The sequence below is a fragment of the Mangrovicella endophytica genome (assembly GCF_002893625.1).
In the GTDB taxonomy this organism is placed as follows: Bacteria; Pseudomonadota; Alphaproteobacteria; order Rhizobiales; family Rhizobiaceae; genus Mangrovicella; species Mangrovicella endophytica.
Genome location: NZ_PKMZ01000001.1, coordinates 534,579 through 550,275, shown reverse-complemented (window position 1 = coordinate 550,275; position 15,697 = coordinate 534,579). Strand labels below are relative to the sequence as shown.

12 protein-coding genes are annotated in these 15,697 nt (G+C 66.5%); 9 read left to right on the top strand and 3 right to left on the bottom strand.

Annotation, left to right across the window (positions count from 1 at the left end):
- Window positions 1-281 precede the first annotated feature (281 nt).
- Window positions 282-2,219 carry a DNA primase gene (gene dnaG / locus C0R46_RS02580; protein ID WP_102958009.1) on the bottom strand — a complete coding sequence of 646 codons (1,938 nt, stop codon included), beginning with the start codon at window positions 2,217-2,219 and terminating at the stop codon, window positions 282-284.
- A gap of 117 nt (window positions 2,220-2,336) precedes the next feature.
- Here dnaG and C0R46_RS02575 point away from each other — a divergent pair, with 117 nt between their 5' ends.
- From C0R46_RS02575 to C0R46_RS02545, 7 genes are all read left to right on the top strand, one after another.
- Entirely contained in the window at window positions 2,337-2,714 is a 378-nt protein-coding gene (locus C0R46_RS02575; RefSeq protein WP_102958008.1) for a CidA/LrgA family protein, read from the top strand.
- Window positions 2,711-3,433 carry an LrgB family protein gene (locus C0R46_RS02570; protein WP_102958007.1) on the top strand — a complete coding sequence of 241 codons (723 nt, stop codon included), beginning with the start codon at window positions 2,711-2,713 and terminating at the stop codon, window positions 3,431-3,433. The genes C0R46_RS02575 and C0R46_RS02570 overlap by 4 nt, the downstream gene beginning before the upstream one ends.
- A 182-nt stretch (window positions 3,434-3,615) precedes the next feature.
- Window positions 3,616-4,797 (top strand): glutamine-hydrolyzing carbamoyl-phosphate synthase small subunit, encoded by a 1,182-nt coding sequence (gene carA, locus C0R46_RS02565; protein ID WP_102958006.1) that lies wholly within the window; start codon window positions 3,616-3,618, stop codon window positions 4,795-4,797.
- Window positions 4,798-5,093: 296 nt separating this feature from the next.
- Window positions 5,094-8,588 carry a carbamoyl-phosphate synthase large subunit gene (gene carB / locus C0R46_RS02560; protein ID WP_102958005.1) on the top strand — a complete coding sequence of 1,165 codons (3,495 nt, stop codon included), beginning with the start codon at window positions 5,094-5,096 and terminating at the stop codon, window positions 8,586-8,588.
- 169 nt (window positions 8,589-8,757) lie between these two features.
- Window positions 8,758-9,231, top strand: a complete 474-nt coding sequence (gene greA, locus C0R46_RS02555; protein WP_102958004.1) for a transcription elongation factor GreA — start codon at window positions 8,758-8,760, stop codon at window positions 9,229-9,231.
- Window positions 9,232-9,237: 6 nt separating this feature from the next.
- Window positions 9,238-9,687: an HD domain-containing protein gene (locus tag C0R46_RS02550; RefSeq protein WP_102958003.1), complete on the top strand. Its 450-nt coding sequence runs from the start codon at window positions 9,238-9,240 to the stop codon at window positions 9,685-9,687.
- A complete protein-coding gene (locus C0R46_RS02545) occupies window positions 9,684-10,730 on the top strand; it encodes a glycosyltransferase family 4 protein (protein WP_102958002.1) in 1,047 nt (348 codons plus the stop codon). The genes C0R46_RS02550 and C0R46_RS02545 overlap by 4 nt, the downstream gene beginning before the upstream one ends.
- 56 nt (window positions 10,731-10,786) lie before the next feature.
- Here the strand turns inward: C0R46_RS02545 and C0R46_RS20910 are convergent, their stop codons facing one another.
- Window positions 10,787-11,572: a glycosyltransferase family 25 protein gene (locus C0R46_RS20910; RefSeq protein WP_280953004.1), complete on the bottom strand. Its 786-nt coding sequence runs from the start codon at window positions 11,570-11,572 to the stop codon at window positions 10,787-10,789.
- 309 nt (window positions 11,573-11,881) lie between these two features.
- Here C0R46_RS20910 and trxB point away from each other — a divergent pair, with 309 nt between their 5' ends.
- Window positions 11,882-12,853 carry a thioredoxin-disulfide reductase gene (gene trxB, locus C0R46_RS02535; RefSeq protein WP_102958000.1) on the top strand — a complete coding sequence of 324 codons (972 nt, stop codon included), beginning with the start codon at window positions 11,882-11,884 and terminating at the stop codon, window positions 12,851-12,853.
- Window positions 12,854-12,906: 53 nt separating this feature from the next.
- Complete coding sequence (locus tag C0R46_RS02530) at window positions 12,907-13,803, top strand: LysR family transcriptional regulator (RefSeq protein ID WP_102957999.1); 897 nt, start codon at window positions 12,907-12,909, stop codon at window positions 13,801-13,803.
- Between the two features lie 82 nt (window positions 13,804-13,885).
- Here C0R46_RS02530 and C0R46_RS02525 read toward each other — a convergent pair whose 3' ends face one another.
- Window positions 13,886-15,511, bottom strand: coding sequence for a putative bifunctional diguanylate cyclase/phosphodiesterase (locus C0R46_RS02525; RefSeq protein WP_102957998.1), 1,626 nt, complete (start codon window positions 15,509-15,511; stop codon window positions 13,886-13,888).
- Window positions 15,512-15,697 lie beyond the last annotated feature (186 nt).

Genomic DNA, 15,697 nt, shown 5'->3' with positions numbered 1-15,697 from the left:
AAGGCACCACGATCACGGAGGCCCCCGCTATGAGGCACAGACCGTAAACGTCTCCTTAACCTTAAGGACGCGGCTCAGTTGCAGGAGCCACGGACGCTTGACGATGACTGTGAGAAGGGGCAGCCTTGCGATATTTCAAGATCGGGAACGCGATGCGATCCCGTGATTCCCATTCTTGCTTGTCAAGTCAATAGCTTGCAGGCGTTATCAGACAAAAAGACGACCATCGGCCACACTTGGTTGCCGCTGCGTCGCATGACCATCGTCGCTCAATGACGCGGTCAGTAGCCTCTCGACGTACGTCCGGACAGTAATCCGAAGCCGTCGATCAGCGCGTCCAGGCCACCAAGCCCGTCGATTTCCCGTTTGATTTCGAAGATCTGCATATAGGCGGCTTCGTTCGGCTCCTGGCCGAGCGACTCTTCCGCCATCTGCAGCTCCTTATTTAGGGACCGGAATCGATGCTGCAAGTGAAGCGCCTGACGCACGGCTTCCCTTGCGTCTTCCGGCGCGGCCTCGGCGAGAAACGGCCAGAGGCGCACGATCCTCACCTTCGTCTCGAACTGCTCGAACAAGTCGAGCACGCCGTGATCCGCGAGACCGCGCAGCAACGTGTCGCGATCGGCCGGCGCCTCGTCGGCATAGATGTCGAGCACGGCCGAGCGCAGGCGCTGCAGATCGCCGTCCGGCAGCTCCAGTTCGGCGAAATAGTCGAAGGCTTCGTGGAGCAGCATCGGATGGTTGATGAAGCCGACCACGATGGAGAGTTCGCGCAGCGTCGGCGCGGCAGCATTGGCGCCCTTCATGAGGGGTGAGCGGGTCAGCCGGTCGGAGACGACCGAGCGACGCTGCCCGGCACCAGGACGCCGCGGCCCGCCCCCCCGCTCCGCATTGCCGCCGCCATGCCTGTTCCTGTTGCCGCCGGCGCTGGCGGGCGGGCCGAAGAAGGCGCGCAGCCTCTCGTCCGCGTCCTGCAGGTAGTGGCGACGGACGCTCTCATCGCCAATCTGGCGGGTCAGCGCCTTCAACCGTTTCTCCAGATCGGCGCGCCGCTCCGGCGTGTCGAAGACGCCCCCGGCAGTCTCGCGCATCCAGAGAAGGTCGGCGAGTGGCCTTGCCGAAGACAGGACGTCGCGGAAGGCGCCGGGGCCATCGCCCCGCACGAGGTCGTCGGGATCCTTGCCCTCTGGCAGCAGCGCGAAGCGCAGCGAGCGGCCGGGCTTGAGCTGCGGCAGTGCCAGCTCGGCGGCGCGGTGCGCGGCCTTCAGACCTGCCGCGTCGCCGTCGAAGCAGAGCACCGGCTCGGCCGCATTGCGCCAGAGAAGATCGAGCTGGCGCTCCGTCAGAGCTGTGCCGAGCGGCGCGACAGCGTTCTCGAAGCCGGCCTGATGGAGCATGATCGCGTCCATGTAGCCCTCGACGACGAGCAGCGTTCCGGCCGTCTTCGCGGCGCGGCGCGCCCGCGCCAGGTTGAAGAGGATCTCACCCTTGTGGAAGACCTCGGTCTCCGGCGAGTTCAGGTATTTCGCCGGGACGTCCGCCGACAAAGCGCGGCCGCCAAAGGCGATGATGCGCTCGTGCAGGTCATTGATCGGAAACATCACGCGGTCGCGGAACCGGTCGTAGGAGACGGCAATGCCATCGCCATGGACGACGAGCCCAGCGGCCTCGATCTCGCCCTTGCCGACGCCCTTGGAAGCGAGGTGCTCCTTCAGGCGGTTGCGGCTGTCCGGCGCATAGCCGATGCCGAAGAGCTTCTGCGTCGCCGGATTCATGCCGCGATCGCGCAGATAGGCGCGCGCCTTGGCGCCCGGCGAATCATGCAGCGTCGCCTGGAAGAAGGCTGCGGCAAGCTTCAGGGCATCGATGATGGTCGCCCTCGCCTCCTCCCGCTTCTCCGCCTGAGCATCGCGCGCCGGCATCGGCAGACCGGCATCGCCCGCCAGGCGCTCGACGGCCTCTGGGAAGGACAAGCCCTCGACTTCGACGAGGAAGCGGAAGTGATCGCCGGAAACGCCGCAGCCAAAGCAGTGGTAGCGCCCTTTCTGATCCTCGCAGTGGAAGGACGGCGACTTCTCGCTGTGGAAGGGGCAGCAGGCCCAATAATCGCCTTTGCCGGGCTGCGACTTACGCCGGTCCCAGGTGACGCGCCGGCCGATCACGTCCGAGATGGGGACGCGGTCGCGGATGTCGTCGAGGAACGAGGGAGAAAAGCGCATGCGGGATCAGCTCTGGTTCGGCGGTGCTCCTAACCTAGTCGTCGGCCACGGGAAAATCGACGGTCGCGCGCAGCCGATGATGGCGGTAGGACAGCGGCTGGACGAGGATCTGCCGCCATGCTGAATGCGATCACAGCCATCTTCCTGTGCCAGCTCGCGGGCGAGGCCATCAGCGCGGCGACCGGGCTGCCGCTGCCCGGCCCGGTCATCGGCATGGCGCTGCTCTTCGCCATCCTCGCGATCCGCGGCAGCGTTCCGTCCTCGCTGGCGCGGGTCGGCAACGGGCTGCTCGCGCATCTTTCGCTTCTGTTCGTGCCGGCCGGCGCCGGCATCATGCTGCATCTTTCGCGCCTCGAAGGCGAAGTGCTGCCGCTTGGCATCGTGCTGATCGCGAGTACGCTGGCGACGATCCTCGTCACCGGCTGGACGATGAGCCGCTTCTCGCCTGGGCAGCGCGTCGCCGAACAGGACAATGCCGGGGAGCCGCGGCGATGAGCCGGTCGATCGGCGACATCTGGGCCTATCTCGCCGCCAGCCCGCTGCTGTCACTGACCCTGACGCTCGTCGCCTACCAGTTGGCAACCGCCCTCTACGAACGGGCCGGACGTCCGGCCTTGCTCAACCCGGTGCTGGTTAGCGTCGTCGCCATCGTGGCGGTCCTGACCGTGACGGGGACACGCTACGAGACCTATTTCGACGGCGCGCAATTCGTGCACTTCCTGCTGGGCCCGGCGACGGTCGCGCTTGCCATTCCGCTCTACCGCCAGTTCGATCGGGTGCGGCGGAGTGCGGTCGCGATCGCCGCAAGCCTCCTGGCGGGATCGCTGACGGCGATCGCCAGCGTCATCGTCCTCGGCCTCGCCATGCGCGTCGATGCCGTCAGCCTCGTCTCGCTAGCACCGAAATCGGCGACGGCGCCGGTCGCGATGGGCATTTCGGAGAAGCTCGGCGGTCTGCCCTCGCTGACGGCCGTGTTCGTGATCACCACCGGTATTCTCGGCTCGGTGTTCGGCCCCTTTCTCCTCGATCTCGCCGGCGTGCGCGATCCGGCCGCGCGCGGGCTCGGGCTCGGCACCGCCTCGCACGGGATCGGCACGGCGCGCGCGCTGCAGGAAAGCGAAGCGGCCGGCGCCTTCTCCGGCCTTGCCATGGGCCTCAATGCGCTGGCGACGGCAATCCTGCTGCCGATCGTCTGGCACCTCGTCTTCGGCTGAGGCAGAGCCTCGCGTAACCGAAGGCCCCAAAACGATCAGGTGCGATCACGATCGCTATGACCGCGACGATCGGGGCCGCGCGTAACCGTCTGCCTCTTGCACTTGCGGCCGGCTGCGGCGATATGCGGGGGACAGCACAACATATCCGATACTGGCGGCGACGAGCGAGCGAGGGACGACGCATGAGCGAAGGCTGGACCACGAAGAAACCGACCGCCCTCCTCGTCCTCGCCGACGGTACGGTGGTCGAAGGCGACGGCCTCGGCGCCACAGGCGCCGTTGAGGGCGAAGTCTGCTTCAACACGGCGCTGACGGGCTATCAGGAGATCCTGACGGACCCGTCCTATGCCAAGCAGATCGTCACCTTCACCTTCCCGCATATCGGCAATGTCGGAGCGAACGACGAAGACGTCGAGCATCTGCGGGCCGAGGGACAGGCTGGCGCCGTCGGCGCGATCTTCCGCGCCGAAGTGTCCGGACCATCGAACTACCGCTCGGCCGGCCATCTCGATGCCTGGCTGAAGCAGCGCGGCATCATCGCCCTCTCCGGCATCGACACGCGGGCTCTCACCGTCCACATCCGCGAAAACGGCATGCCGAATGCGGTGATCGCCCATGACCCCGAGGGTAATTTCGACGTCGAGGCCCTGAAGGCCCGCGCCAAAGCGTGGTCCGGCCTTGTCGGGCTCGACCTTGCCAAGGATGCCGCGACAGGCGCCGAGGTGATCTGGGAAGAAAAGCCCTGGGTCTGGAATGCCGGCTACGGCGCGCCGTCCGATCCGCGCTACACGATCGTCGCGATCGACTACGGCACCAAGCGCAACATCCTGCGCCTGATGGCCGCCGAAGGCGCGCGTGTCGTCGTGGTGCCGCCGACGGCGACGCCGGACGAGATCATGGCTCACAAGCCGGATGGCGTCTTCCTGTCCAACGGTCCCGGCGATCCGGCTGCGACGGGCGAATATGCCGTGCCGACGATCAAGGCGCTGATGGACACGGGCGTGCCGATGTTCGGCATCTGCCTCGGTCACCAGATGATGGCGCTCGCTCTCGGCGGCAAGACCGAGAAGATGCACCAGGGCCATCACGGCGCGAACCATCCGGTGAAGGATTTTACCACCGGCAAGGTCGAGATCGTGTCCATGAATCACGGCTTCGCCGTTGCGGCGCATTCGCTGCCGGAGGGCGTCGAGGAGACCCATGTCTCGCTCTTCGACGGCACCAATTGTGGCCTGCGCCTCAAGGACCGGCCGGTCTTCTCCGTGCAGCACCATCCGGAGGCCTCGCCCGGCCCGCAGGATTCGCATTACCTGTTCCAGCGCTTCTTCCGGATGATCGACGAGAACCGGCCGCAGGCGGCCTGATCAGCCTCCGTTTGCGGCGGCACGGTGGTGCCGCTCCGCGATCCCGGCAAGGCCTCTGCCGGGATGCCCTTCCCGCCGGCTACGACGATGACGAATCGTGCCGGCAGCTTTCCCCGGCCTTCCACACCCTCTTCGCACATGCGCCCAGATTCCTCGGCCATGCTGCGGATCGAGGGTTTCGCTCGTCCAACTCTTCTCCTATAAGCCGGCCTTAGCCTGAAATTACCCATCGATCGTTCGCGCCCTCCGGCCTCTCGCCGGATCGGGCAGCGGGCGCCTGCATTCTGGATAGCCCGATGCCCAAACGCACCGACATCAAGACGATCCTCATCATCGGTGCCGGCCCGATCATCATCGGCCAGGCCTGCGAGTTCGACTATTCCGGCACGCAGGCCTGCAAGGCCCTGCGCGGCGAGGGCTACCGGATCGTCCTCGTCAACTCCAATCCGGCGACGATCATGACCGATCCGGACCTCGCCGACGCCACCTATATCGAACCGATCACGCCCGAGGTCGTTGCCAAGATCATCGAGAAGGAGCGCCCCGACGCGATCCTGCCGACGATGGGCGGTCAGACGGCGCTGAACACCGCGCTGTCGCTGAAGCGCATGGGTGTCCTCGACAAGTTCGGGGTCGAGATGATCGGCGCCGACGCGACCGCGATCGACAAGGCGGAGGACCGCGCCCTCTTCCGCGAGGCGATGGCGAAGATCGGGCTGGAGACGCCGCGCTCGCTTCTCGCTAACGCCACGGAGGCGAAGGCCGCGGACCGTCGCGCGCACGAGGAGGGCCGCGCCGAGATCATCCGCACCACGGAGGAAGGTCCGAGCCGCGACGCCGCACTCGCTGCGCATGAACGCGAATGGCAGCTGGGCGAGAACGACCGCAAGCAGCGCTACATGACCCGCGCCCTGACCGCCGCCGGCGTCGCGCTGGAGGAGGTCGGGCTGCCGGCCATCATCCGTCCGTCCTTCACGCTCGGCGGCACCGGCGGCGGCATCGCCTACAACCGCTCCGAGTTCTTCGAGATCGTCGAAGGCGGCCTCGACGCCTCGCCGACGACCGAGGTGCTGATCGAGGAAAGCGTCCTCGGCTGGAAGGAATACGAGATGGAGGTGGTCCGCGACCGCGCGGACAACTGCATCATCATCTGCTCCATCGAGAATGTTGATCCGATGGGCGTTCACACCGGCGACTCCATCACCGTCGCGCCGGCTTTGACGCTGACGGACAAGGAATACCAGGTGATGCGCAACGCCTCGATCGCGGTCCTGCGCGAGATCGGCGTCGAGACCGGCGGCTCGAACGTGCAGTTCGCCGTCAATCCCGAGAACGGCCGCCTCGTCGTCATCGAGATGAACCCCCGCGTGTCGCGCTCCTCGGCGCTCGCGTCGAAAGCGACTGGCTTCCCGATCGCCAAGGTCGCCGCGAAGCTCGCCGTCGGCTACACGCTGGACGAGCTCGACAACGACATCACGGGCGGTGCGACGCCGGCCTCGTTCGAGCCGTCGATCGACTACGTCGTCACCAAGATCCCGCGCTTTGCCTTCGAGAAGTTCCCCGGCGCCGAGCCGACGCTGACGACGGCGATGAAGTCCGTCGGCGAGGTCATGGCCATCGGCCGCACCTTCGAGGAGTCGCTGCAGAAGGCGCTGCGCGGCCTCGAGACCGGGCTGACCGGCCTCGATGAGATCGCCATTCCCGGGATCGGAGAAGGCGACGACAAGAACGCCATCCGCGCCGCGCTCGGCACGCCGACGCCGGACCGGCTGCGCATGGTCGCGCAGGCGCTGCGCATGGGCACCTCCGAGGATCAGGTCTACCAGTCCTGCAAGATCGATCCCTGGTTCATCGCCAAGATCAAGGCGATCGTCGACATGGAGGCGCGCATACGCGAGCACGGCCTGCCAGAGGATGCCGACAACCTGCGCATGCTGAAAGCCATGGGCTTCTCGGATGCGCGGCTCGCCAGCCTCACCGGCAGCCGTCCGAAAGAGGTCGCCGAGCTGCGCAACCGCCTCGACGTCAAGCCCGTCTTCAAGCGCATCGACACCTGCGCGGCCGAGTTCGCCTCGCCGACGGCCTACATGTACTCGACCTATGAGCGGCCCTTCGTCGGGCAGCTGCGCTCGGAGGCGGAGGTTTCGGCGGCGCGCAAGGTCGTCATCCTCGGCGGCGGTCCGAACCGGATCGGCCAGGGCATCGAGTTCGACTACTGCTGCTGCCACGCCGCCTTCGCGCTGAAGGATGCCGGCTTCGAAGCGATCATGATCAACTGCAACCCAGAGACGGTGTCGACCGACTATGACACCTCCGATCGCCTGTACTTCGAGCCGCTGACCGCCGAGGACGTAATCGAGATCCTCCACGCGGAGCAGGAAAAGGGCGAGCTCGTCGGCGTCATCGTGCAGTTCGGCGGCCAGACCCCGCTAAAGCTCGCCGAAGCGCTGGAGAAGAACGGCATCCCGATCCTCGGCACCGCGCCGGACATGATCGACCTCGCCGAGGATCGCGACCGTTTCCAGAAGCTCCTGATCCGCCTCGATCTCAACCAGCCGAACAACGGCATCGCCTATTCGGTCGAGCAGGCGCGGCTCGTCGCCGACCAGATCGGCTTCCCGCTGGTGGTCCGACCGTCCTATGTGCTCGGCGGCCGCGCCATGCAGATCATCCGCTCCGAGGCGATGCTGCAGAGCTACCTGCTCGACACGGTGCCGGAACTGGTTCCGGAAAACATCAAGCAGCGCTATCCCAACGATAAGACCGGCCAGATCAACACGCTGCTCGGCAAGAACCCGCTCCTGTTCGACAGCTATCTCAGCAACGCCATCGAGGTGGACGTCGACGCGCTCTGCGACGGCAAGGACGTGTCGGTCGTCGGCATCATGGAGCATATCGAGGAAGCCGGCATCCACTCGGGCGACTCGGCCTGCTCGCTGCCCGTGCATTCGCTGTCGCCGGCGATCGTCGACGAGTTGGAGCGCCAGACGCGCGAACTTGCCCTCGCCCTCAATGTCGGCGGGCTGATGAACGTCCAGTACGCCATCAAGGACGACACGATCTTCGTCCTCGAGGTCAATCCGCGGGCCTCGCGCACCGTCCCATTCGTCGCCAAGACGGTTGGGGCACCGATCGCCAAGATCGCCGCCCGTGTCATGGCCGGCGAGACGCTCGACGCGGCGATGAACGCCTATACCAGGCCGCGCGATCTGCGCAGCCTCACCCATATCGCGGTGAAGGAGGCGGTGTTCCCCTTCGCGCGCTTCCCCGGCGTCGACACGCTGCTCGGACCCGAGATGCGCTCGACCGGCGAAGTCATGGGCCTTGCCTCCGACTACGCGCTCGCCTTCGGCAAGTCGCAGCTCGGCGCCGGCGTTGACCTGCCGCGCGAAGGCGCCGTGTTCGTGTCCGTCCGTGATGCCGACAAGGAGCGTGTGCTGGAGCCGATCCGTCAGCTGTTCGCACTGGGCTTCCGGGTGCTCGCGACAGGCGGGACGCAACGCTTCCTCTTCGATAACGGCGTCGCTGCGGAGAAGGTCAACAAGGTCCTTGAAGGGCGGCCGCATATCGAGGATGCTATCCGCAATCGGCAGGTCCAGCTCGTCTTCAACACCACGGAAGGCGCCAAGGCCCTGTCCGATTCGCGCTCCCTCAGGCGCGCCGCGCTGATCCACAAGGTGCCGTATTACACGACGCTGGCTGGCATGGTGGCGGCAGCTGAGGCGATCGCGGCGCTGCGGTCGGGCACCCTTGAAGTCAGGTCGCTCCAATCCTACTTCACGGCCGCTTGATCGGCGGGGCAGTCGTCGGACCGCCTGTCCCCGCATCCCTCCAGTCCGCAGTCTGAGCGCGGCCGTCTGCGGCCCATCCAGGCTGTTGTGTGTTGCCGGCCGAAGAGGTCGGCCTTGATCGTAGAGGGTCGCCGTTACAAGCAGCGGGGGCCCGGAAAGGTGTGAGACCATGGAAAAGGTCCCCATGACGAGCCGGGGCTTCGAGACGCTGAAGGAAGAGCTGCGACGCCGCCAGCAAGAGGAGCGTCCGCGCATCATCCAGGCGATCGCGGAGGCACGCGCCCATGGCGATCTTTCGGAGAACGCCGAGTACCATGCCGCCAAGGAGTCGCAGAGCCTGAACGAAGGCCGCATCTCCGAACTCGAGGACCTGACCGCGCGCGCCGAGGTAATCGACGTCAGCAAGCTGTCCGGCGACCGCATCAAGTTCGGCGCCACGGTGAAGCTGGTCGACGAGGATACCGACGACGAGAAGGTCTACCAGATCGTCGGCGACCAGGAGGCCGACGTGAAAGCTGGCCGCATCTCCATCTCCTCGCCGATCGCCCGTGCGCTGATCGGCAAGGGCGAAGGCGACACGGTCGAAGTGTCCGCGCCCGGCGGTGCCCGCTCCTATGAAGTGCTGGAAGTGCGCTGGCACTGACGCATCATGACGGACTTCAAGCGCGCGCTTGAGATCGCGACCGAGGCGCATGCCGGCCAGATCGACAAGGCCGGCGCGCCCTACATCGCCCATGTCCAGCGCGTCGCGGCCGCCTGCCACGGCGCCGACGAGAAGATCGTCGCGATCCTTCACGACGTCGTGGAGGATTGCGAGGACTGGCCGCTCTCCCGCCTGAAGGCGGAAGGCTTTTCCGATCGCATCGTCGCTGGCGTCGATGCGATGACGCGCCGGCCGGGCGAGGACTATTTCGAGTTCGTCCGTCGCGCCATCGCCAATCCCCTGGCCCGCATCGTCAAGCGTGCGGACCTCCTCGACAATCTCGACAAAACCCGCCTGCAGAACGTCTCGGACGATACGCAGACGCGCATGGCGCGCTATACGGAAGCGCTCGCCATGGTGGACGCGGCCGCGCAGGACGGCGCGCGTCGGGCGTGACGCCGCGCGAGATCGAGGTCATCGCGCCGAACTTCAAGCGGCGGCTGTCCGGCGTCACCTCCACCATCGTCCAGCTCATCCCCGAGCAGTTGAAGACGCTGCCGGTCGCAGCGCTCGGTCCCGGCCTGCCTGCCTCGCTGCCCCATTTGAGCTGGCGCGAGCTGCCGCAGCTCTGGCGAAGGCCGACCGCTCGCTCCTTCCGCATCTGGCATGCGCGGCGGAACGTCGAGATGCTGGCCGGGGTCGTCTTGCGCGATCTACTGCGCATGCCGCTCAAGCTCGTCTTCACCTCGGCCGCCCAGCGCCGCCATACCGGCTATACGCGCCGGCTGCTCAACCGCATGGATGCGATCATCGCAACGAGCGCCAAGAGCGCGGCCTTCCTGGACCTGCCGGCCACGATCGTGATGCACGGCATCGATCTCGGCCGCTTTTCGCCGGACGGTCCCCTGCCCTCCGGGCCGGCTGCCGCTACGATCCAAGGGCGCAAGGTGGTCGGCTGCTCAGGCCGCATCCGCCATCAGAAGGGCACGGACCTTTTCGTCGCCGCGATGATCGCGCTGCTGCCACGCCATCCCGACTGGACGGCGGTGATCACCGGCCGCACCACGGCCGAGCATGCCGGCTACGAGGCCGAACTGCGCGCCGCCATCGCGAGGGCCGGGCTCGAGGGGCGCATCCTCTTTCTCGGCGAGGTCGACGATGTCGCTGTCTGGTTCCGCCGCTTCGACCTCTATGTCGCGCCGCCGCGCAACGAAGGCTTCGGTCTGACGCCGCTGGAGGCCATGGCCTCGCGCACGCCGGTGGTGGCGAGCGACGCCGGCGCCTTTTCCGAGCTGATCGTCGATGGCGTCACTGGGCGTGTCGTGCCCATCGACGATGCCGATGCACTCGCTGCGGCGATCGAGCCCTACCTCGCAGACGATGATCTGCGAGCCGAGACCGCCGAGCGGGGGCTCCAGCATGTGCGCGAGCATTTCCCGCTGGCGCGGGAGGCGGCGGAGATCCGCGCCGTCTATGAGCGGCTCTGGCACGAAGGCTGAGGACGGCGAGCGGCGGCCAGTTGTCGTCGGCAAACGACGGGCGCGAAGCCGCCGGTTCAGCCCATAGCGATCGGCAGGAACGAACGGAATTCGTGCTCGTTGAAGGCCGGCGCGCGGAAGTCGGCGTCGATGAGCCGGCGGACCTGGACGCCCAGCAGCGCCACCTGGGTCAGGCTGCGGCGCCAGTGGAACGGCAGATTGCTCAGGGTCAGAGGCAGCTTCTGGCGCGGCTGATGGATCGAGGTCTGCGTGACCATGCCGGCGTCGATGCCGCGCTCAGCGAGAAGGTGCACCTGCATCGTCAAGGCCGGCTCGATCTGCGCGATCTTCAGCCGCGCCACGCCGAACATGAAGGCGTCGGCCGGCGCCACCCGTGTTCCGGCGAGCGCCAGCAGCTTGCGCGCACCGACCGGCGAAAGGAAATAGGCCCCGGCACCCGACTTCTCGCGGACCACCGGCGTCAGTCTGAAGTCGTCGAATGATGCAGCAGGCTTGCGGCCCAGGAACTTGCGCCGCCCCACGGTTTCGAGATTGATGAGGTCGAAGCCGTCCGGCAGCCGCTCGATGACGCTGATGAAGCGCGGCGACAGCACCGCGTCGTCCTCCATGATCACCATGCCGCCAGTCGAGCCCGCCGCGCGTTCCCAGAGCGCTCGGTGCGACAGGAAGGCGGCCAACTCGTTGCGGGTCATCGGCCGCTCCCACTGCCGCGACAGCCGACGGTAATCGGCAACGGTGATGTCCCCCGCCTCGACGGCGCGCAGGCGTGTCAGCGGAAAGCCGAGAAGCTCCGCCTGACGCTCCATGAAAGTCCGGCGGTCCACGGCACGATCGAGATTGATGATGGCGATCTCGATCGAACCGCCCGACGCATCGCCCGCAGCGACGCCGCGACCCGCCGCCGCAACGCCAGACGAGGTGCGCCGCTCTGCCGTCGACGGAGTACCGGCGGTCGATGCTGGCGCAGCGATACGAATGGAAGCCTCCGGACGAAGAACGGCAGTTGCACTTCTACGGGGCTCTTAAAGACTCGTTCACCCTCCAGCAATCCGGCAGATGGGCCGGAATGTTGCGGCGCCGCCACCCCTCGTCTATTGATCGCAGTCGATCCCGTCGCCATCTGCCGCACGCCATCACGCGAGACTCGTACCATGTCCGAACGCCACGCCGAGATCATCGTCCTTGGCTCCGGGCCTGCCGGCTATACAGCGGCGATCTATGCCGCCCGCGCCATGATGAAGCCCCTGCTGGTCGCCGGCCTGCAGGAGGGCGGTCAGCTGACCATCACCTCCGACGTCGAGAACTATCCAGGCTTCGCAGACCCGATCCAGGGTCCGTGGCTGATGGAGCAGATGAAAGCGCAGGCGCTGCATGTCGGCACCGAGATCGCGAGCGACCTCGTCGTCGAGGCGGACCTGTCGCAGCGGCCGTTCCGCCTGAAGGGCGATTCCGGCACGCGCTACACCTGCGACGCGCTGATCATCGCGACTGGGGCGCAGGCGAAGTGGCTCGGCCTCGATAGCGAGAACACCTTCCAGGGCTTCGGCGTCTCGGCCTGTGCCACCTGCGACGGCTTCTTCTACAAGGGTCGCGACGTCGTCGTGGTCGGTGGCGGCAACACGGCCGTCGAGGAAGCGCTCTACCTCTCCAATATCGCCCGGCATGTGACGCTGGTACACCGCCGCGACTCGCTGCGCGCCGAGCGGATCCTGCAGAGCCGCCTGCATGCCAGCGCCAATATCGACGTCATCTGGAACGCCGAGGTCGAGGAGATCGTCGGCCGCACCAAGCCGCTGAAGTCTGTCACCGGTATCCGCCTGCGCGACACCGTCACCGGTGAGGTGACGGAAAAGCCGACGGACGGCGTCTTCGTCGCCATCGGCCATGCCCCGGCCGTGGAGCTGTTCGTAGGGCAGCTGAAGCAGAAGCCGTCCGGCTATCTCTGGGTCGAGCCCGGCAGCACGCGAACCTCCATTCCGGGCGTCTTTGCCGCTGGCGACGTCGCAGACGATGTGTACCGCCAGGCCGTGACGGCAGCCGGCCTCGGATGCATGGCCGCACTCGAGGCGGAGAAGTGGCTGGCAGCGCTCCACCTGGACGAAGAGCGACAAGCCGCGGAATAACGGCGCAACCGCCCGACGGGCGGTTCGCTCCGGCCAAGGGGGGACGAGGTCAGATGGCGTTGGACTGGGACAAGCTGCGCATCTTCCATGCAGCAGCCGAAGCCGGCTCGTTCACGCATGCCGCGGATTCGCTGAATCTCAGCCAGTCCGCGATCAGCCGGCAGGTCGCCGCGCTGGAGCAGGAGATCGGCGCTCCCCTCTTCCACCGCCATGCCCGCGGCCTCGTGCTCTCCGAGCAGGGCGAGCTCCTGTTCCAGACGGCCGGCGACGTGCTGAAGCGGCTCGAAATGGTCCGCATGCAGTTGACCGAGACGCGGGAGAAGCCGAGCGGCAAGCTGCGGGTGACGACGACGGTCGGGCTTGGCTCGGGCTGGTTGACCGAACGCGCCAAGGAGTTCCTGGAGCTTTATCCCGATGTCGAGCTGCAGCTCGTTTTCGACAATGAGGAAATCGACCTCACCATGCGCAAGGCGGACGCGGCCATCCGCCTGCGCCAGCCGCAGCAGCCGGAGCTGATCCAGCGCCGGCTGTTCACCGTGCATATGCATGTCTATGCCGCCCCGATCTACATCGAGCGCTTCGGGCAGCCGAAGACGATCGAGGATCTCGACAATCACCGGCTCATCACCTTCGGCGAGCCCGCGCCGACCTATCTGCGCAATCTCAACGCGCTCGAGACCGTCGGACTTCCGGAAGGCCATACGCGCTCGCCGGTGCTGCAGATCAACAACCTCATGTCGATCCGCTCGGCGATCGAGAGCGGCATCGGCATCGGCCTCCTCCCGGACTACATGATCGACAAGCGGGCGAAGCTCGTCCAGCTTCTACCGGAGGTCGAGACACCTGCCTTCGACACCTACTTCTGCTATCCGGAGCAGCTTCGCAGCGCCGCCAAGCTCAAGGTCTTCCGAGACTTCCTGATCTCGAAGGCGCGGACCTGGTCGTATTGACCGACAGCACGATCACCGGCCGCTCACGACCGCGACGGTTGCGACAGGGCGCAGCCGGCGCAGAAAGCTGCGACGGCCCTGATCAGGCCGCCGATGCCTCGGCGTCCGCCGTGTCGGTGCCGTTGCCCGCCTGATTTCGTTCGGCGAGCAACCTTGCGACGTCCGGCGCGCGCATGGGTCTGGCGCAATAGTAGCCCTGCACCTCGGTCAGCCCTTCGCTCCGCGCGAACGCCAGTTGATCCTCCGTCTCGACGCCTTCCAGGATCGTCTCCATCCGCAGCGTGCGCGACAGCCGCACGATCGTGCGAACGATCTCGGCATCATCGGCACCGGTGGTCGTCACGTCGCGGGTGAAGGAGCGGTCGATCTTCAGGCGGTCGAAGCGGAAGCGCCTGAGATTGTTGATGCTGGAGAAGCCGGTGCCGAAGTCGTCCATGGTGATGCGCACGCCCATCTCGCGCAGGGCATCCACCGTCTTCAGGATGCGCGGACTCGGCTCCAGCAAGAGCGACTCGGTGATCTCGAGATCGAGCCGCCCCGGTGCGAGGCCGCTGACGGCAAGCGCCTGCCGGACAGTCTCCACCAGATTGGTGTCCTTGAACTGCACCGGCGAGAGGTTGACGCAGATGCCAACCGGCTTCGGCCAGCCCGCCGCGGTGCGGCAGGCATCGAGAAGGATCATCCGGCCCATGCGCACGATGAGGCCGCAACTCTCGGCGGCCGGGATGAAATCCATCGGCGGCACCAGACCACGGTCCGGGTGGTTCCAGCGCACCAGCGCCTCGAAGCTTCGGATCGCGCCGCTCGCGGCGCCGTAGATCGGCTGGTAGTAAAGTTCGAACTCGCCGCGATCGAGGCCGGTGCGCATCTCCGCTTCGAGGATGGCCTGCTCGTCCTTCTGACGCTTCATCTCCGGCGCGAAGATGCGGTAGGCGCTGAGCGGCTCCGCCTTGGCATGGTAGAGGGCGACGTCGGCCGAGCGGATGACGTCGGACCAGGTCCGGCCGTCATCGCCGACGCGAGCGATGCCGATGCTGGTGCCGGCAATGATGCGAATGTCCTCGTAAAGGACATCGCGCGAGACGGCCTCGATGATGCGCGTGCCGAACCCGCCGGGGTCCTCCCCCTCGAGGGGGAAGTGCATCACCAGGAACTCGTCGCCGCCGAGACGGGCTGCGAAGTCGTCGCCGCGGCACAGTTGCTTCAGCCGCTTGGCGATCTCGATGAGCACGATGTCCCCGGCGCGGTGCCCGAAGGTGTCGTTGATGTGCTTGAAGTCGTCGAGATCGAGCATGTAGATGAGCACGCCGCGTCGCTGCCACTGGCCGGTCGCGATCCCCTCCTCGAGCCTGCGCGTGAGATAGCCGCGGTTGAAGAGGTCGGTCAGCGGGTCACGATCGGCCCGCAGGCGCATGATCTCCTCGGCCTGGCTCATCTGCGCCACGCGATCGCGCATCTCCCGTTCCCGCCGGCCGATGCCAAGGAAGATCCGCCCGAGCAGCAATGGCAGGATCAGCAGCATTGCGTGCATCAGGGTGGAGGAGAACGTTCCACTCACAGAGCCGTCGAGGCCGCGCCAGTCCCGCACCTGCATGTCGGTGAGGAAGCCAAACGCCCACAGCCCGTATCCGAGAGCAACGCCACCCACGGCGTAGGCTCGTTCGAGCGGATGCACGGAGCGGTCGTTGGTCGACTTGAAGAGCCTCACGGGTATTTCCCCTCATGCCGAAGAAGCTCGGCTCCATCCCGTTGCTTAGGCTCACTGAAATTGTTTGCGCTTTGCTTAAGATTATAACCCCAAACGTTCGCCTTTATGAACCAGATGCTGGCGTCACGACGCAACGGCACAATTGGCGCCCTCGCCCTGCCTCGGTCTGCCTGAGCGAGCATCAGG

Excerpts from the sequence above, each read along its gene's own strand:
- dnaG (WP_102958009.1), bottom strand. The coding sequence starts at position 2,219 with ATGCGCTTTTCTCCCTCGTTCCTCGACGACATCCGCGACCGCGTCCCC.
- C0R46_RS02575 (WP_102958008.1), top strand. The coding sequence starts at position 2,337 with ATGCTGAATGCGATCACAGCCATCTTCCTGTGCCAGCTCGCGGGCGAG.
- C0R46_RS02570 (WP_102958007.1), top strand. The coding sequence starts at position 2,711 with ATGAGCCGGTCGATCGGCGACATCTGGGCCTATCTCGCCGCCAGCCCG.
- carA (WP_102958006.1), top strand. The coding sequence starts at position 3,616 with ATGAGCGAAGGCTGGACCACGAAGAAACCGACCGCCCTCCTCGTCCTC.
- carB (WP_102958005.1), top strand. The coding sequence starts at position 5,094 with ATGCCCAAACGCACCGACATCAAGACGATCCTCATCATCGGTGCCGGC.
- greA (WP_102958004.1), top strand. The coding sequence starts at position 8,758 with ATGGAAAAGGTCCCCATGACGAGCCGGGGCTTCGAGACGCTGAAGGAA.
- C0R46_RS02550 (WP_102958003.1), top strand. The coding sequence starts at position 9,238 with ATGACGGACTTCAAGCGCGCGCTTGAGATCGCGACCGAGGCGCATGCC.
- trxB (WP_102958000.1), top strand. The coding sequence starts at position 11,882 with ATGTCCGAACGCCACGCCGAGATCATCGTCCTTGGCTCCGGGCCTGCC.
- C0R46_RS02530 (WP_102957999.1), top strand. The coding sequence starts at position 12,907 with ATGGCGTTGGACTGGGACAAGCTGCGCATCTTCCATGCAGCAGCCGAA.